This window comes from Runella sp. MFBS21 (assembly GCF_029433105.1).
In the GTDB taxonomy this organism is placed as follows: Bacteria; Bacteroidota; Bacteroidia; order Cytophagales; family Spirosomataceae; genus Runella.
The window spans coordinates 452,920-471,511 of record NZ_JARNTW010000004.1; the positions used below are offsets into that span (position 1 = coordinate 452,920).

The 18,592-nt window shown below is 44.1% G+C and carries 16 protein-coding genes and 1 tRNA gene; 15 read left to right on the plus strand and 2 right to left on the minus strand.

What is annotated here, in order from left to right; all coding sequences use genetic code 11:
* The first annotated feature begins 239 nt into the window (after positions 1-239).
* From P1X15_RS12195 to P1X15_RS12235, 9 genes are all read left to right on the plus strand, one after another.
* Positions 240-313: transfer RNA gene (locus tag P1X15_RS12195), tRNA-Arg, on the plus strand.
* Positions 314-477: 164 nt separating this feature from the next.
* The gene (locus tag P1X15_RS12200; RefSeq protein ID WP_277338400.1) at positions 478-2,952 is read left to right on the plus strand and encodes a type I restriction-modification system subunit M; all 2,475 of its coding nucleotides are present in this window, start codon (positions 478-480) and stop codon (positions 2,950-2,952) included.
* Positions 2,943-3,956: a YhcG family protein gene (locus P1X15_RS12205; protein WP_277338401.1), complete on the plus strand. Its 1,014-nt coding sequence runs from the start codon at positions 2,943-2,945 to the stop codon at positions 3,954-3,956. The genes P1X15_RS12200 and P1X15_RS12205 overlap by 10 nt, the downstream gene beginning before the upstream one ends.
* Positions 3,957-3,963: 7 nt before the next feature.
* On the plus strand, positions 3,964-5,190 hold the full coding sequence (locus tag P1X15_RS12210) for a restriction endonuclease subunit S (protein ID WP_277338402.1): 1,227 nt from the start codon (positions 3,964-3,966) through the stop codon (positions 5,188-5,190).
* A 112-nt stretch (positions 5,191-5,302) separates the two neighbouring features.
* The gene (locus P1X15_RS12215) at positions 5,303-5,599 is read left to right on the plus strand and encodes a type II toxin-antitoxin system HigB family toxin (RefSeq protein WP_277338403.1); all 297 of its coding nucleotides are present in this window, start codon (positions 5,303-5,305) and stop codon (positions 5,597-5,599) included.
* Between the two features lie 10 nt (positions 5,600-5,609).
* Positions 5,610-5,987 carry a type II toxin-antitoxin system HigA family antitoxin gene (locus P1X15_RS12220; RefSeq protein ID WP_277338404.1) on the plus strand — a complete coding sequence of 126 codons (378 nt, stop codon included), beginning with the start codon at positions 5,610-5,612 and terminating at the stop codon, positions 5,985-5,987.
* Between the two features lie 30 nt (positions 5,988-6,017).
* A complete protein-coding gene (locus P1X15_RS12225; RefSeq protein ID WP_277338405.1) occupies positions 6,018-6,278 on the plus strand; it encodes an HTH domain-containing protein in 261 nt (86 codons plus the stop codon).
* Position 6,279: 1 nt separating this feature from the next.
* Positions 6,280-9,375: a type I restriction endonuclease subunit R gene (locus P1X15_RS12230; RefSeq protein ID WP_277338406.1), complete on the plus strand. Its 3,096-nt coding sequence runs from the start codon at positions 6,280-6,282 to the stop codon at positions 9,373-9,375.
* Complete coding sequence (locus P1X15_RS12235; protein ID WP_277338407.1) at positions 9,375-10,106, plus strand: M48 family metallopeptidase; 732 nt, start codon at positions 9,375-9,377, stop codon at positions 10,104-10,106. Before P1X15_RS12230 ends, P1X15_RS12235 begins: the two co-directional genes overlap by 1 nt.
* 9 nt (positions 10,107-10,115) lie before the next feature.
* Here P1X15_RS12235 and P1X15_RS12240 read toward each other — a convergent pair whose 3' ends face one another.
* Entirely contained in the window at positions 10,116-10,871 is a 756-nt protein-coding gene (locus P1X15_RS12240; RefSeq protein WP_277338408.1) for a LytTR family DNA-binding domain-containing protein, read from the minus strand.
* Between the two features lie 6 nt (positions 10,872-10,877).
* Positions 10,878-12,854: a histidine kinase gene (locus tag P1X15_RS12245; RefSeq protein ID WP_277338409.1), complete on the minus strand. Its 1,977-nt coding sequence runs from the start codon at positions 12,852-12,854 to the stop codon at positions 10,878-10,880.
* 270 nt (positions 12,855-13,124) lie between these two features.
* Here P1X15_RS12245 and P1X15_RS12250 point away from each other — a divergent pair, with 270 nt between their 5' ends.
* The 6 genes from P1X15_RS12250 (at position 13,125) to P1X15_RS12275 (ending at position 18,516) form a co-directional block, all read left to right on the plus strand.
* Positions 13,125-14,498, plus strand: coding sequence for an OmpA family protein (locus P1X15_RS12250; protein WP_277338410.1), 1,374 nt, complete (start codon positions 13,125-13,127; stop codon positions 14,496-14,498).
* Between the two features lie 26 nt (positions 14,499-14,524).
* Positions 14,525-15,271, plus strand: a complete 747-nt coding sequence (locus tag P1X15_RS12255) for a hypothetical protein (protein ID WP_277338411.1) — start codon at positions 14,525-14,527, stop codon at positions 15,269-15,271.
* A 75-nt stretch (positions 15,272-15,346) separates the two neighbouring features.
* The gene (locus P1X15_RS12260) at positions 15,347-15,835 is read left to right on the plus strand and encodes a hypothetical protein (protein ID WP_277338412.1); all 489 of its coding nucleotides are present in this window, start codon (positions 15,347-15,349) and stop codon (positions 15,833-15,835) included.
* Between the two features lie 10 nt (positions 15,836-15,845).
* A complete protein-coding gene (locus P1X15_RS12265; RefSeq protein WP_409049681.1) occupies positions 15,846-16,538 on the plus strand; it encodes a hypothetical protein in 693 nt (230 codons plus the stop codon).
* Positions 16,535-17,875 (plus strand): hypothetical protein, encoded by a 1,341-nt coding sequence (locus tag P1X15_RS12270; RefSeq protein ID WP_277338414.1) that lies wholly within the window; start codon positions 16,535-16,537, stop codon positions 17,873-17,875. Before P1X15_RS12265 ends, P1X15_RS12270 begins: the two co-directional genes overlap by 4 nt.
* The gene (locus P1X15_RS12275; RefSeq protein WP_277338415.1) at positions 17,866-18,516 is read left to right on the plus strand and encodes a hypothetical protein; all 651 of its coding nucleotides are present in this window, start codon (positions 17,866-17,868) and stop codon (positions 18,514-18,516) included. The genes P1X15_RS12270 and P1X15_RS12275 overlap by 10 nt, the downstream gene beginning before the upstream one ends.
* The last annotated feature ends 76 nt before the right edge of the window (positions 18,517-18,592 follow it).

An 18,592-nucleotide genomic window follows, 5' to 3' on the forward strand; every position in this document is an offset into this window, starting at 1 on the left:
TGTGTTAAAAATTTTTGCATTAAAGGAACAAACTGCTACCTTTGCAGTCCCAAAACAATGGGAAAATACATAACGGTTTCGTAGCTGACGGTGCGACGCCTCGCTTGGATAGAGCATCTGAGTCGAACGCGACTCCGGTCGAACGCGACTCCGGTCGAACGCGACTCCGGTCGAACGCGACTCCGATACGGATCAGAAAATTTGGGATTCAATCCCTATAAGTAAAGAGTAATTTATACGGTTTCGTAGCTCAATTGGATAGAGCATCTGACTACGGATCAGAAGGTTTGGGGTTCGAATCCCTACGAGACCACAAAAATCACAAAAAACCCTCAAAACAGCCTGTTTTGAGGGTTTTTTCTTTAAGACGTAATAACCGCTTACAAAAATCCGTAACTTCCTATTTGCTTGCCTTCTCCCATATAATCCCGATATTTACCGCCTCGAAAATCATCCATTTAGGCGTATCATAAATCAATGGCCATTAAAAAATCAGAATTGTATAGCTCCCTTTGGGCAAGTTGCGATGAGTTGCGGGGAGGAATGGACGCAAGCCAATACAAAGACTATGTATTGGTTTTGTTGTTTGTAAAATATGTGTCCGACAAATACGCCGACGACCCCAATGCCCTCATTACCATTCCCGAAGGAGGGAGTTTTCAGGACATGGTAGCCCTCAAAGGTGATAAAGAAATAGGCGATAAAATGAATACCATCATCGGGGCATTGGCCATCGAAAACGACCTCAAAGGCGTGATTGATGTGGCCGATTTCAACGACGACGACAAGCTCGGTAAAGGCAAAGAAATGGTGGACAAACTCTCCAACCTCATCACAATCTTTGAAAACCCCGCGCTTGATTTTAGTAAAAACCGCGCCGAAGGTGACGATATTTTGGGCGATGCCTACGAATACCTCATGCGCCACTTTGCCACCGAAAGCGGCAAAAGCAAGGGGCAATTTTATACGCCTGGAGAGGTAAGCCGCGTGATGGCCAAAGTACTCAACATCAAACAAGCTTCCAACCAAACCACCTTCTATGACCCTACCTGCGGATCGGGGTCGCTGCTGCTCAAAGCCGTGGATGAAGCCGACGGCAAAGGCAGTGTCTATGGACAAGAAAAAGACGTGACTACCGCCGCTTTGGCGCGGATGAACATGATTTTGCACGGCCAAGCGGCCATCGAAATTCACCGTGGACAAAGCACACTGTCGGATCCTTTCTTTAGAGATGCAAGCACGGGGCACCTCAAAACATTTGATTTTATCGTGGCCAATCCGCCCTTTTCGCTCAAAAACTGGACGAGTGGTTTTAATCCCCAAGATGACCTCTATGGGCGCTTTGATGGGTTTGGCGTACCGCCCGACAAAAACGGCGACTACGCTTTTTTACTGCACATCATTAAGTCGCTCAAAAGTACGGGCAAGGCGGCCTGTATCCTCCCGCATGGCGTGCTTTTTAGGGGAAATGCCGAGGCCGAAATTCGCAAAAATCTCCTTCAACACGGCTACATCAAGGGCATCATTGGCTTGCCTGCCAACTTGTTTTACGGCACGGGCATCCCTGCCTGTATCATCGTCATCGACAAAGAAACCGCCGACGCACGCAAGGCCATTTTTATGGTGGATGCTAGCAAGGGTTTTATCAAAGACGGCAACAAAAACCGCCTCCGCGAGCAAGACATTCACAAAATAGTGGATGTGTTTAACAAACAAATCGAGCTGCCCCATTACAGTCGCCTCGTGCCGATGGAGGAAATTGCCGACCCCAAAAACGAGTATAACCTCAACATCCCGCGCTACATCGACAGCCAAGAAACGGAAGATATTCAGGACATTATGGGGCATTTGGTGGGCGACATCCCCCGTGCCGACCTCGATGCCCTCAACGACTATTGGGCGGTGTATCCTACGCTCAAAACCACCCTCTTCGACAGCAGCCCCCGTGCGGGCTACTATCGCCCCAAAGTGACCAAAGAGCACCTCAAAACCAGCATCTTTCATCATCCTGAGTTTGTGACTTTTAGTGCCGAAATGGACGCCGTTTTTACCCAATGGAAAACCCGCACCACCGCCTACCTCAAAGCCCTCAATACTGAATCCAAGCCCAAGCACATCATTACTACCATCGCAGAAGACATCCTCAGCAGCTACGCCGACAAAGCCCTGCTTGACAAGTACGATGTGTATCAGCACCTGATGAACTACTGGAACGAAACCATGCAAGACGACTGCTACCTCATTGCCACCGACGGCTGGAAGGCTGAGCCCGTGATTCAGAAAAAAACCAAAACCGCTACCATCTGGGAGTGCGATTTGGTCCCCAAAGCGCTGGTGGTGGATCGTTATTTTGCCCACGAAAAAAATACCCTCGCCGCCCTCGAAGCCCAAAAAGAAGCCCTCTTTGCCCAGCTGCAAGAACTGGAAGAGGAACACAGCGGCGAAGAAGGTTTTTTTGCCGATTATGACAAGGTAAACAAAGGCAGCGTCCAAAAACGCCTCAAAGAAATCTCGCCCAAAAAAGAAAATACGAAGGAGCTTACCTTGGATTTTGGCCTAGTGGCCGAGCCGCAGCTGACGTACCTCAAAACCAACGACGATGCCCAAGAACGCGCCCTGCTCACACTTTACTTGCAGCTCATCGACGACCAAGCCAAGCTTGCCACCCAAATCAAAGAAGCCGCCGCCGACTTGGACCAAAAGACCCTCCAACGCTACCAAACGCTGACTGAGGACGAAATCAAACAACTGGTGGTGGACGACAAGTGGATGGCCGCGCTCGAACGCAACGTAAAAACCGAAATGGAGCGTATCAGCCAACGCCTCACGCAGCGCCTCAAAGAACTCACCGAGCGCTACGAAACCCCACTCCCCGCCCTGACCAAAGAAATGGAAGCACTGGAGCAAAAAGTGAACGAACACCTCGCTAAAATGGGATTTGTATGGAATTGACATTTTATCTATCGCTGATTGATGATATAAAAAGCAGAATCAGGCAGGGGCAAATAAAAGCCTCTCTCTCGTTAAATACTGAAATGATTCTGATGTATTGGGATATTGGTGCTATTATTTTGAAAAGACAAAAAATGGATGGCTGGGGCAAAGGTATTATCCCTAAACTTGCTAAGGACCTTAAAAATGACCTGCCCGAAGTAAAAGGTTTTTCAGAACGTAACTTGGGGTATATGTTGCAATTAGCTAAAGAGTATCCTGATTCTTCAATTTTGCAACAGGCTGTTGCAAAATTGCCTTGGGGACATACGATTCTGCTGATGCAACGCTTGAAAAATACCGATGAACGGGGTTGGTATATTCAACAAACGCTACAGAATGGTTGGGGGCGTGATACGTTAGCGCAAATGATAAAAAGCGACGTTTATCTTCGACAGGGACGATCTGCCAATAACTTTGGAACTACTTTGCCGTCACTCCAATCCGAATTGGTCAAAGAAACACTCAAAAATCCGTATTCATTTGATTTCCTGACCCTAACCGAACCTTTTACGGAACGTGAACTGGAAATCGAATTGGTAAAACACCTTGAAAAATTTTTGCTGGAATTGGGGGCTGGGTTTGCTTTTGTAGGTCGCCAATATGAGTTAACTGTCTCAGAGCGGGATTTTTACCTTGACCTCCTCTTTTATCACCTCAAGCTACGTTGCTTTGTGGTAGTGGAACTTAAAAAAGGGGAGTTTAAGCCCGAATACGCAGGTAAAATGAATTTTTATTGCTCAGCGGTAGATGATTTACTGAGACATCCTACCGATAATCCCACCATTGGCCTGATCCTTTGCCAAACCAAAGATAAAGTGTTTGCGGAGTATGCACTCAAAGATATTCACAAGCCCATTGGTATCTCGGAATACGATTTAACGCGTATTCTCCCCGAAAATCTCAAAAGTAGTTTGCCAAGTATTGAAGATATTGAACGTGAATTACAAGGCGATATGCCGTAAAAAAAACATGAACACTACCCCCCAAAATACCCCCTTCAAACAAACCGAAATCGGCCTCATACCACAAGATTGGGAAGTAAAAAAGCTAGGTGAGATTGGTGAGTTTGCTTCCGGAACTACACCAAGAAGAGAAATGAATGAAAGATATTTTCAAAATGGAAATATCTTTTGGGTAAAAACAATGGATTTAAATGATGCTGAAATCTATGATACAAGTGAAAAGGTAACGGAAGTTGCTCTAAAAGAGACCAGTAGCTTAAAGATTTTTCCTGTAGATACCGTTTTAGTGGCGATGTATGGCGGGTACAACCAAATTGGAAGAACAGGTATTCTAAAAATCTCGGCATGTGTCAATCAAGCCCTGACTGCAATTCAGGTAAATAAGCAAATTTTGAACCCCTTATTTCTCATAAACATCCTAAACTATAAGGTAAACTACTGGAAAGATGTCGCTACAAGTAGCCGTAAAGACCCAAATATTACTAGCAAAGATGTAAAGACATTTCCCCTCCCTCTCCCCTCTCTCACCGAACAAACCGCCATTGCCACGGCCTTGAGCGATGCCGATGCGCTTATTGGGAGCTTGGAGAAACTCATCCACAAAAAACGCCTCCTCAAACAAGCCACCCTACAGCACCTGCTTACGCCTAAAGAGGATTGGGAAGTGAAGAAGTTGGGGGAGATAGGGGAATGTATTATTGGATTGACATATAGCCCGAATGATGTAAAAGAGAGCGGTTTGTTAGTATTACGGTCTTCAAATGTTCAAGAAGGAGTACTTAAATATGACAATAATGTCTATGTGGATGTAAAAATTCCTGAAAAGCTAATTGTTAGGAAGGATGATATTTTAATTTGCGTTAGAAATGGTAGTAGGGATTTAATAGGGAAATGCGCACTAATTGATGATAATGCAGTCGGTGAAACATTTGGAGCATTTATGTCCATTTTTAGGTCTTCCTTCAACAGATATGTATTTATCTTATTTCAATCAAGTATTATAAAAAAACAAATAGATGAACATTTAGGAGCAACCATAAATCAAATAACAAATAAGAGTCTTAATTCTTTTGAAATCCCTTTCCCCCCTCTAGCCGAACAAACCCGTATTGCGGCGATACTATCTGACATGGATGCGGAGCTGTTGGGCTTGGAGGCCAAACTGGAAAAGTACCGCCAACTCAAGCAAGGCATGATGCAGCAGTTATTGACGGGTAAGATACGGTTGGTGTAGGGGCTATCCGATAAGTAAAACGTAGTGGAATACTATATAATCAAGTTTGTTAAAAATTCTTATATTTGTATATAAATATACCGAAATGGGAATTTAACTTTTGTGTTTGTAGATGCGAATAATTACGAAAGGAACCCTAAAGGAGTTTTGGGAAAAGTATCCGGACTCGGAGCAGGAACTTAAATATTGGTATGCCAAAATGAAGCAGGCCAATTATCAGTCGCCCAATGAAGTCATTGAAGATACGCCCAAAACGGATATTGTAGGCAACAATAGAGTTGTGTTTAATATTTGCCGCAATAAGTACCGACTCATTGTTTTGTTTAGATACAAACTTCAAAGGGTTTATATTCGTTTTATCGAAACGCACAAAGAATACGACAAAATCGAGGACATAAAAAATATTTAATTGCTTGATTATGAAAGAGATTGAAGCATTTAGGCTGAATTTAAAGCCCATCAAAACCAAAGAGCAATATCAGCACTATTTGGGCATGATTGACTCCTTGGTTGATTGTGCCGAAGGTAGCTCCGAAGAGGAGTTATTAGAGCTTATTTCCATTTTGGTCGAAGACTACGAGGCTACCCATTTTCCCATTGAAGCTCCCGACCCCATAGATGCTATCAAGCTCAAAATGGAAGAAGAAGGACTTAAAAGGAAAGACTTAGCCCCTTATTTTGGAAGTATCAGCAGGGTATCGGAAGTATTGAACCGAAAAAGGCCGCTTACGCTCGATATGATACGTAAACTTCACCGAGGCTTGGGGATTTCGGCCGAAACGTTATTGGCAGTATAGATTTCACCGTCAGGTAAGATACCGACTCCTGTGTATGAATTCTATTGGGGAGGGATAGAAGTGCATTTTGCAGCGGGGAGAATGCCAGAAAAAGAGAAAAAAAGTTCGGTGAAAATAATAGAACTAATCACTGAAAATAATCAAATTACCATTCCAGAAATTGCCCAAATCTTACAAAGATCAACGCGAGCCGTTGAAAAGCAAATCCATAAACTGAAAGAAGCGAATCAATTACAGAGAATTGGAGCAGATAAAGGAGGATATTGGAAAGTACTAAACTCAACCTCATGAAATGAACCCACACCAAGCTGTCGCCTCCGAGCGCGTGACCCAAAACCGCGTCGTAAAACTCCTGCGCGATGCCCTTCACTATCGGTATTTGGGCAATTTGGAAACCCAAGAAAACACCAACCTCCGCGAAGACGACCTGCGTCAGTACCTCCTCCGTACGGGTCGCTACACGCCCACCCTCATCCAAAAAGCCTTGTTTGAGCTTCAAAAAGCGGCACTCATCAACCGCAACGATGAGCTTTATACTGCCAACAAAGCCGTGTATTCGCTACTGCGCTACGGCATCCCTGTTAAGGAAGACATCGGCCAAAACAAAGTAACGGTGCAGCTCATTGATTGGGAGCAGCCCCAAAACAACGACCTAGCCGTGGCCGAAGAAGTGACCGTCAGGGGTGAAAAAATAAAACGCCCCGATGTGGTGCTGTACGTCAATGGCATTGCGTTGGTGGTGTTGGAGTTGAAAAAAACGAGCGTGTCCGTCAGCGAAGGCATCCGTCAGAGCATTGGCAACCAGCGACATATCTTTATCAAACCCTTTTTTACGACCATTCAGCTCGTCTTGGCCGCCAACGACTCCCAAGGGCTGCACTACGGCACCACGGGTACGGAAGAGAAGTTTTTTTTGAAGTGGAAAGAAGACGGCGACACCTACCAGCCCGATGAGCTCCTGCTCGACAAGCACATTCGGCAGTTTTGTGCGCCCCAACGGCTGCTCGACATCCTCCACAACTTCGTTATTTTTGACAAAGGCACAAAAAAACTGTGCCGCCCCAACCAGTACTTTGGCATCAAAGAAGCCCAACGGTATTTGGCTCGCCGCGAGGGCGGTATCATTTGGCACACCCAAGGCAGCGGCAAAAGCCTCACCATGGTGTGGTTGGCCAAGTGGATTTTGGAAAACAATCCCCGTGCCCGCCTGCTCATCGTCACCGACCGCACCGAACTTGATGAGCAAATTGAAGGCATCTTTATGGGAGTAGAAGAAGACATTAAGCGCACCCGCAGCGGGCAAGAGCTCATTGCGTGGCTCAACGGCACCGAGCACCGCCTGCTGTGCAGCCTCATCCACAAGTTTGGAAGCAACACGCAAGCCGACAGCAGCGCCACCAAGGAATTTATCGAACAAATCAAAATTCCGCTCGATTTTCGGGCCAAAGGCGAGTTTGTGGTGTTTATCGACGAGTGTCACCGCACCCAAAGCGGCGATTTGCACAAAGCCATGAAAACCCTACTGCCCGAGGCCGTTTTTATCGGTTTTACGGGAACACCTCTGCTCAAAAAAGACAAACAAAAAAGCATCGAAGTATTTGGCCGCTATATCCATACCTACAAGTTTGACGAGGCCGTCAAAGACGGCGTAGTGCTCGATTTGCTCTACGAAGCCCGCGACGTGGATCAGCACGTACACGACCAAAAAAGCATCGACGAGTGGTTTGAGACCATCACCTACGGCATGAACGACCTACCCAAAGCCGAACTCAAGCAAAAATGGGGAACGATGCAAAAAGTGCTCAGTACCAAAAGTAGGTTGGAAAAGATTGTATTTGACATCAAAAAAGACTTTTTGATGAAACCCCGCCTGCGCGACGGGCGCGGCAACGCCATGCTCGTCGCGCGGAGCATTTACGAAGCCTGTCGGTACTACGAGATTTTTCAGCATTTTGGTTTTAAAAAATGCGCCATCATCACCAGTTTTGAGCCCACCGCTAAGAGCGTCAAACTCGAACACATAGGCGAAGGCGAAACCGAAAAAGTAGAACAATTTGAGACCTACCAGCGAATGCTCCGCGACTACGGTTTCAAAGACACCGAGACGTTTGAGACGTTTGCCAAAGACAAATTCAAAAACGAACCCGCCCAAATGCAGTTGCTGATTGTGGTCGATAAACTCCTGACGGGCTTCGATGCCCCCAGTTGTACCTATTTGTACATCGACAAGCAGATGCAAGACCACGGGCTGTTTCAGGCAATATGCCGTACCAATCGGCTCGGCAAAGAAACCGAAGCCGACCCTTATTTCAAGGAGTTTGGGTACATTGTCGATTACAAAAACCTGTTTAATAGCCTCAACAAATCCATTTCCGACTACACCTCCGATGCTTTCGACGCCTACGAAGAAGAAGACGTAAAAGGGTTGTTGACCAATCGGTTAGAGAAGTTCAAAGAACGGCTAGAAGATGCCTTGGAGGCTGCCCACCAAGTGTGCGAACCCGTAATGCCGCCCAAGGGAGAGCCTCAGTTTTTTCACTATTTCTGCGGTGATACTTCCCAGCCCCAACAACTCAAAGCCAACGAAGAAAAGCGGTTTACGTTTTACAAATTGGTGGTGGAGCTGATTCGGGCTTACAACAACATCGCCGCCGAAATCTTGCAAGCGGGCTACACCGAAAAGCAAGCCGAAGCCCTCAAACAGAAGGTAAATTACTACACCGAGCGCCGCAACAGCGTCAAGCTCCACAGCGGCGACTACATCGACATGAAGCAGTTTGAACCCCAAATGCGCCAAATGCTTGACATGTACCTCACCGCCGACCCCAGCCGGATATTGTCTAACTTCGGCGACGCTACGCTGTTGCAGTTGATTGTCGAAAACGGCATTAACGAGGGTTTGGCGTTATTGCCCGAAAGTATCAAAGAAAACCAAGAATCGATGGCCGAGGTGGTAGAAAACAACCTTACCAAGACCATCATCCAGCAAATGCCCGTCAACCCCGCCTACTACGAGCGCATGAGTGTGCTGTTGGTAGAGCTGATCCGAATGCGCAAAGAAGGGGCAATCGCCTACGAAGCTTTGTTGAAAGAGTACGAAGACCTAGCCAAACAGGTGCAGCCATCTACCCCAAAAAGTCACTACCCAACGGCCATCAACACAGCGGCGCGGCAGGCATTGTACGACAATTTGGACCAAGAAGAGGAGCTATCGGTCGTGATGGACAGTGCCATTTTGTACGGTAAACACGACGATTGGCAAGGGAATTTTATCAAAGAAAAGCACCTTAAAAACCAAGTGTTGAAACCTATTTTGAGCAAATACCAAAAAGCAACCAAATTGGAGCAGATTTTTGAAATCATTAAAGAGCAGAAGGATTATAAGTGATGCAAGAAGAAGAATATACACTTAGGCTTGGGGGGCGGTTGTCGATTGATGTGGTTCGTAAAAACATCAAAAACATTCACTTGTCGGTTTATCCTCCCACGGGGCGCGTGCGCATGGCCGTTCCATTGACCGTCGATGATGAATCGGCGCGTTTGTTTGCCCTTTCCAAATTAAGTTGGATTCGTCGGCACCAGCGCAACTTTGTAGCCCAAGAACGCCAATCGCCGCGCCAATACGTGCATCGGGAGAGCCATTATTTTCAGGGAAAAAGATACTTGTTGCGGGTTTTTGAGCAGGATGCGCCTCCCAAAGTAGAACTCAAAACCAAAAAATACCTCGACGTATATCTACGCTCTGGCACCTCTACCGCGCAGCGGCATGCGCTCGTCCAAGCATGGTACCGTGCCGAGCTAAAAAAACAACTCGCCCCGTTGTTGACACATTGGTGCGGCCGCATGGGCGTATCTATCAATGACTGGAGTGTCAAACAAATGAAAACCAAGTGGGGCGCGTGCAACATCGAAGCGCGGCGGATATGGTTCAATTTGGAATTGGCCAAAAAGCCCTTGCCTTGTTTGGAGTACATTGTAGTACACGAGTTGGTTCACCTGCTCGAACGCCACCACAACGCCGTTTTTCTTTCTTACATGGATAAATTCTTACCCCAATGGCCGCAACTGAAAAGAGAACTAAACGCGCTACCCGTCAGTCACTCTGATTGGAAGTATTGAGACGATTGCTCAAATTCTCCCCAAAGTCGTAAATTGCTCTATCAGCCAATCTCGCTTTTGTTTGGTGATGGGTACTTGGCTGCCGTCGGTCATGAGCAAATAGCCCCCTTCTTGCTTTATTATTTTTTTGATGTACTCAGGATTGACCAAATGCGAATGATGTACTCTTACAAATCCGTTGGGTTCGAGGGCCTGCTCTACTTCCTTGAGTGTACGACAAATGACGATTTTTTGGCCGTCCGACATCTGGAAATGAGTGTAGCTGGTATCGGCCATACATCGCACAATCTGTGCAATTTCGATGATTTCGTGCCCCTCATTGGTAGGTAGTGCAATACGATGAGGGGGTGTCTTGGGAGCTAGATGTTCATAAAAAGTTTGGATTTGGGGGCCTTGTAGCTGCTTTATTTTTTTTTGTTGCCATAGGCCGAGGGCTTCTCTCAAGTCATTTTCTTCGATGGGCTTGAGCAGATAGCTTAAGGCACTGACTTTAAAAGCTCGTATGGCATAATGGTCGTATGCGGTGGTGAATATGACATCAAAATGAAAATCAGAAAAGTGATGCAACAAATCGAAACCATTGAGGCGGGGCATCTCAATGTCAAGAAATAAAATGTCGAAAGCTGTCACTTTGATAAACTCTATGGCGGCCTCGGGTTGGTTAAACTTGGCCAACACTTCTACACCCATATTAAGGCGTTTTAGTTTCATGTCGAGCACCTCAGTAGCGGGTTTCTCATCGTCAATTAAAATAGCTCGTATCATGTTTTATTAGTTGTCGATTTGATAGATGATTCTTACTAATGTGCCTGTTTGCCCTTCTTTTTGCAAATCAGAAACTTCGATAGTAAGTTGGTTAGGATAGTTACGATTAAATAGGTCGATGCGTTGCTGTGTGATGTCCATCCCATAAGATTTGCGCCTTACGGTGGAGCGATTACGAAGTTCGGCGGCTTTTTGGCGCCCTATACCGTTGTCTTCAATTTCAAACTCCACCTTTTTGTCATCTTTTGAGCGGATTCTGATGGCTAATTTTTTGGAAGACAAATGGCTGGGCATTAGCCCATGCCAAATGGCATTTTCCACAAAAGGCTGTAGTAGGAGCGGAGGAATGATGAGGCTTTCGACGTCCACCTTCCGCTGCACTTCAATCAAGTACTCAAAATCGTCACCTAGTCGCATGGCTTCGATGTCAAGATAATACCGCAAAGCCGTCAATTCTTCTTCCAAAGAGATAGATTCTTCGCGCGAATGGTTGAGAATCATGCGTAAAAGTTTAGAGAACTTGGCCAAATAACTTGACGCTTTTTTCTCATCATTCGACATGATGAGGTATTCGAGAGAATTGAGGCTATTGAACAAAAAATGAGGATTCATCTGACTCCGCAAGGCTAGCATTTCGGTTTCGGCCATGCGTTTTTCATAAAAAGATTTGTTTTGTAGTTCTTCAAAATAGGCCAGTTGACTTTCGGTTTTTTCTTTTTCTAGCAACCGTACCCTGTGAGCAATTGCCAACGAAAGTACGATGATTTCGGCTACTACGGCAAAAGACAAGGTAAGCAAATCGTCGAGGCTGGCGGGGAGTTTTACGCCTTTCAAAATCACTTCTCCCGCCCTGAGCCAGGCAAGCATTCCGAAAAAGCCCAATACGGCATTGGCCAAAACAACATAAGGTACCATGGGCGACTTAACGCTCCGCCGTATCCAAATGAGGGTAAACAAATACAAAGGAAAAGCCACAAAACGCCCTCCCCAAAAGGAAAGCTTTTGTAAACCGCCGTCGTTTGTGAGCAGCATCACCGTAAGATACACCACTCCATATCCCCACAGCAGTACTGCCAATCTCCTAAACCAAATGCGAATGCGAGGGTTGTTTTTTTTAAGATCAAGAAGCTCAATCATAAAAAAAAGATAAGCTCCAATTCCCCACCATAGGAGGGTTTCCATGAGATGGTTTTTGAGAAGAGGCCATTCACCTAAACTGTGTCCTAGTGGAGTATAGGCGCGGGTTTTGAGGAGCGAAAACACAAAACTACACACAATATACACCCAATAGTAGGCATAGATTGGTTGGCGGTATTTGACGTACAAAAGACCCACAAACAACATCGCCAAAGCCAAAGCACCTTGTATCCAGCTTCGGTACTGAAATTCGGGCATGTTGGCCCGATACTCGCGCAGGATTCGCTTTTGATAATAATCTTCACTTTCGATTTGAAGATTCAAAGACGGTTTTGGCGTTTTGAAATCGGTCAAAAAAGGCAGAATTCCTGTCTGATGCGAGATACGTCCAAATACCCTGATGGTTTGATTTGCATCAATTGGGAGCGGAATATAGGTATCATTTTCGCTAGTGGCCCACTGAGAGGAGGGTGTCATGGAGCCACTTTGGAGGATTTGGCAGCTATCTCCTCGAAACACACTGAACCTAACACTCTGGTTGACCGAACTTGTATAAACATAGACGACCTTTTGCAAATCGGTATCGTTGTGTATCACAAAATGTAACCAATAGGCTTGCTGCGGCTGAGTGTTGAGAGACTTTTCAAGTATTTTCCAATCTGGAAGGGCTCTTAAAGAGTCCAAGTTAGTTGCATTGACCTGTCTTCTAATGGGGGTAAAAGTATAGGCCGCTTTTTGAAAAAGCGTTTGGCGTCCATTTAGCTGACCTAAATACAGTGTGTCGGGTACTGCCCAAGAGGTCAGCACCATCAGCATCATTCCTCCCCAAAGAAGGTAGCGTGTCATGTTTTAGTAGGTACTTTGTAATTTTTTCAAAGAAAAGAAAATAATCTAGCATCTCTCATTTTAAACTTATTCAACGGGCATTTGAGTTGCTAGAAGAGGTTTTTGACTGAATATTCAAAGAAGTATAACGATAAGCGGGCATTGTTGACTCAAACGCCCTTTTCATTGACCCATACAGATGCTCTATGAAATCTAACATAAGAGTCTAGGGCTTTTGGCGCAAATTTGGGTAGTTATTTTATCTATCCATTTCATAAAGCATTTACAAAAATGAAAGAAAAATCTGTTTGGCGTTTTTGTGGGTCTTTGTTTCTTATTTCCTTGATGTCGATGGTGGAGCTACAAGCGCAGATACGCATCGACAACCCCAAGCGTACCGCTGAAAGAAGCGTAGAAGGACGCGTCAACAGTAAGATAGACCAGGGTATCAACAGAGGTCTTGATAAAGTAGAGGAAGGAATTGGTAACATCTTCAAAAAGAAAGATAAGAGCAAAAAAGAAAATAAGAACCAAGAGCAGGAAGAACAGTCGACCGAAGATGAAAACCAGAATGAGGAGGTCGCTGCACAAAAGCAGAATACTGACAAAAAGGGTCAATCAGAATCTACAAGTTCTACGGTATCTTCTTCCAAAAGCTTAAAGTCATACTCAAAATTTGATTTTATAGCAGGGGAAAAAGTAGTAGCCCTCGAAGATTTTATGCAAGATGCGGTGGGAGATTTTCCTGCTAAGTGGAACACCAACGCGAGCGGTGAAGTGGTAAAACTGGAAGGAAACGCTTCCAAATGGCTACAGTTTGGCAACAAAGGAATTTTTTATCCTGAATTTGTGAACGATCTCCCCGAAAACTTCACTATGGAGTTTGATATGGCGATATCAGAAGAAATGAGCAACAATCAGTCGGGACTCAAAATCATTTTTCCCGAAAATAAAGAACGAAAACTTACCTACGACCAGCATTTTAGCAATGTGTTGCAGGTAGGAGTGGACATCCATCCTGTGCTTGGAGATGGAAGTTCTACGGATATATGGGTGTTCAACAAAAGCAATGAAAAAATCTTAGAAAACAGCAGTAAAATGCTTTGGAATGACAACCAGCCCAATCGGGTCTCGATTTGGAAGCAGAAAACCCGCTTGCGAGTGTATGTCAACGAAACTAAAGTATGGGATATTCCAAAAGCTTTTGATGCTACAGCTAAATATTCTATGCTTTTTGCTACTAATGTCTGGAGTGGAAGTGTTTTTCTTTCCAATCTCCGCGTAGCGGTAGGGACTCCTGATACACGCAGCAAACTCATCACGGAAGGGAAATTTAGCACGACGGGCATTTTGTTTGATGTCAATTCTGATAAAATCAAACCCGAATCTTACGGTATTTTGAAAGAATTGGGCGGGGTATTGAAAGAAAATTCGACTGTAAAAGTTAAAATTGTGGGGCATACTGATTCGGACGGTGATGATTCCAAAAACCTAGACCTATCAAAACGTCGTGCACAATCAGTCAAAGCTACACTAGCTAGTGAATTTGGGATTGAGGCAGCTCGTATGGAAATAGACGGAAAAGGCGAAAGCCAGCCTGTTGCACCTAATACCACGGTAGAAGGAAAAGCCAACAATCGTCGTGTAGAATTCATAAAATTGTAAACCCTTTTTAGACCATATAAAACGTAATGAAAGTCTCAATCAAAAACATACTGCTGGGTAGCTTGTTGCTAATAGGCTGTGGACAAAAAAACACTTCTGAAGCCACCGCAAGTGAAATAATGGAGACCTCATCTGCCTCGGTTTCTAATTCTGATGGAGGATGCCTACTATCCTATCAAGATAAGTATGACCAGCTACTTCCTTTAGAAAACATCCAAAAGCACTTTACGACGGATTGGAAAAGTACCAAAAAGACGTATATTCTAAACAAAAACCCCAAGTATCGCAATCATGACACCTACACTTATAGCTGGCCTAGCGAGCGTACCCGTACTATGGAGATTGCGGGTCGAAAACTGACGGTACCCATCGACAATAGAGTAGGGCTTACATGGGTAGGAGATGATTTGTACAAAATGTCTAAGAAAAAGTCGGACCTTGAAAACTTCCAATCTTTTTATAGAACCCCCACCAAAGAAGAGCTAGAACGGGCTTTTGAGGAAGCAGATAAACGGGTAGGGAAGCAAAAAGATGTATCGAAAGACCAAAAAAATGCAGCCATGGGGCTGGCAAAAGGAATGGCCGCCCAAGCTAAGTTTGAGCAAGTTTCGGGGATAGGTGATGCTGCTTCTTGGAAACCCAACGACAATGAACTTGTGGTATTGGTAGGCGGTTTGACATTTCAGGTCATTGCCGATGTGAGTAGTGATGCCACTACCAACTTAGAGCTTGCAAAAAAGCTCGCCCTTGAGGTTCTGAAAAAGTGTAATTAATTGATTTAGTGGTGTTTTTGACAGCGTTTAAGACGCTGAAAGGGAAATCTATGTTCAAAAAAATGTTTTTAACTCATGAAAACTAATAATCTAGCTGCCTTTTGTGTCACTTTGCTCGTCCCCATGATGCTTTTGATGAATGCCTGTAAGTCGGCAGGAAGTAAGGAGGAGGAGCCACTTCCGCAGACTACCAACTCTTTTGGTGCGATGATAGATGGAACCAACTGGAAATCGACCAAGGCAAATGGAGGCATAGCTGTAGTAGGTGGATTGCTCTCTATTGTGGGAAGTATAGACGATATAAATGAAATTTCCATTCAGATGATTGGCAAAGATTTAAAGACAGGGGTGGATTATCTGTTTGAAATACCTGCAAAAGAAGAAAACAAAATGGCAAATCTCATTTATAAGAGAAATGGCAGCGTGCTTTTTGCTAAAAGTGGAAAGGTGAGGTTTTCAACTTTTTCAAACAAAAAAATTGAGGGTACTTTCGAAGCCCAAGTGACGGATTATATCAATGCCAACGCTGACCTAAAATCAGGAACATTTACCATTAATTTTTAAAAAGATGATGATGAAAACCAGGATTTTTATAGGATGTATAGTTCTACTTTGGAGCTTCGGAGCAGTCGCTCAAGAATGCAGTGGCTATTTTGCCCTTCAAAAAGGATTGAAAATGGAACTAGTAAGCTATGATAAAAAAGACAAACCTGCGGCAACCCTAAAGTACGAAGTGGTGGATTATAAGCCCGTCAACGGAGGAATAGCGCTGTCTTTTTCAAACCAAACCTACGACGGCAAAGGGAAATTGCTGGCTAAAGGAGATGTGAGTGGAAAGTGCGTAAATGGAGAGTTTTATTCGGATGTACGTAATATCGGCTCAGAAATGATTCCTAAATCAGCCGATATTGAAGTCAATGTCACTGGTGATCAGCTTATTTATCCCAATGACCTTAAAGTAGGTCAAAAACTGAAAGATGCAGTGGTCACCGTAAAATCTGGGATGAGAGGAGGCATGACGCTTGTAAACATAACCGTCACAATCACAGATCGTACTGTACAAGGTTTTGAAACAGTCGAAACCCCCGCAGGAAAATTTGAGTGCGCTAAAATTACTTTTAACACGCTAACCAAATTGATGGGCAAACATAGTACTAAAACAACTGAGTATATGGCCAAAGGCATAGGTGTAGTAAAGTCGGAGCAATATGACGAAAAAGGAAAAAAAATATCCTCTTTGGTACTAACAAAACTGGAAAAACCATGATACGCCTGCTCGTATTTTTGCTGGTTTGCAGTCCACTATGGACAAATGCTCAAAAGATAGAGATTATCAAGCCCACTGGTGGTTTCAAAGAGATTGATTTTTCCAAGCCCACTTTTAGCGCTCAGCCAGCTCCTATTCCTAAGGCAAATGGTATTTATAAAAGCACCCACTTAATGGAGGTAGTATGCGATGATACCAAAGAAAGCGCCACTATGCTTCAGTACATCAATATCACCAATGGTGTGGTGGGGATTTCGTCAGAGCTTCTTAAAAAGTGGGAAGGCAATAAAGAAACATTAGAAGGGCTGGAGCATTTACATCATTGGACTATCTTGCCCAACATGACCCAACGAATGTATATCAATACCCCAGAAACCGGCAAAATTGTGATGGAAATGACTGCTGGAGATGGACTTCAGACTACTACCATGGCTCGTTTTGATGCTTATATGCTGGGGGAGATATTCTGGAATACAGCCAAGAAAATCAAGACGTACACCATTCCCCAAAACCTAGTGAGACTTTCGGAAAATCAGAAGAAAGCACCCGCTTTTGAAGTAGAGATTTACGAATATACGGGCGATGAAGGAAAAGTACAGGTGTGGCTCAAAGACTTGGGAGTGGCAGAAGGACAATATGCACCTCTGAAAAATACCTATGCTGCTACCGGTCTAGGAGGAATGGGATGGGTATACAACACCAAAAATAAACATGTGTATCTGGTCGTCCAAGTCAATGATGCTCCCAATACCAAAGGCTGCCGTTTGGTGGGGCTTTATCCCAAAGTACAGGTATTTTCGGGAGCTGGATATAAACCCATGGGCGATATGATGATGCCTACACTCGAAAAAAATCGAAAGGAGCTTGCGCAAAATTACGAAAAAGACCTAGCGGATGTATTGGCTCAAGAAGACGATGCTCAGATGCGAGTTTTACTCAAAGAACAAGCAGAGCTGCAACATCAAATCGCCCAAAAAGCTAATGATAATATGACCAACGCCGCCATGCTAAATGATGCTTCTGAAATCAATCGCTCTACTATAGGTATGGCACTCGATGCCGAAACTAATTATAAAATGACCGATATTGAGTTGAGAATTCAACTACGACGCCATCAGATTGAGTTGGAAAATGATAATATTACTAGTCAAGAACGCACCGAAATCAACAAAAAAATAAATTGTATTAACCAACAACGGCAGCATTGGAACAATTATCGTACCGATGCCAAAAAGCTCAAAGAAAAGATAAAACATCTTGAACAGTACGAGCAGGTTGAAAAAATGGGAACATTAATGGCAGACTATCAACAACGCTCTATGAACCTATGTCGCTAAAAATACTGTGTATATTAGGGGGATGTTTGTGGTTGGTGAGCGCTGCTTCCGCTCAGAAATCGCTCTTTTTTAAAGAACAGCTCACTTTTCAATACCAAGAAGGAGCAGCATTGAAAGAGATGAGCGTCTATTTAGATAGAAAAAGCTCGACCTGGCTTTTTACCAACGATGATAGTTTTGGGGGCAGAGCCGAGGGACTTGATTTTGTGGTGGCTTATGCCAGTGGTAAGTATCTTGTATGTAGTACGGATCATACTGGCTACAAAACTTGTCAGGAATTTGAGAGTCTTTTGGCAAAAAAAAGTACTGCTAAAATCAGCGGTAAGCCCACTGGCAACACCCAAATATTTGGGAAAAACAAATATGGATGGCCTACTTTTAAAGGACAAGAATACGAGATATATGCTGGGCGTGCTATCGAAAAGATATATTTGACTACTGTACCATTTAGTTGTAATCCTTTGTATAGTTATAATTTTTTAATAGGAATAGAACACTACTTGCCTCTTTTTGGAGAGATGGATTATCCTAGTTATTTGCCTAAAAATCACCTAGTTTTAAGGCAGAAAAATAATGTTCTACACACTTTATCCCCTACCGAATACTACCTTGATTTAGGACAATACAAGGTCGTGAAATAATCACCCTACATGGGTGATTATTTTATATAAAAAGCAACAAACTTATTATTTTTGAGGATCCTAATTAGTCAAAATG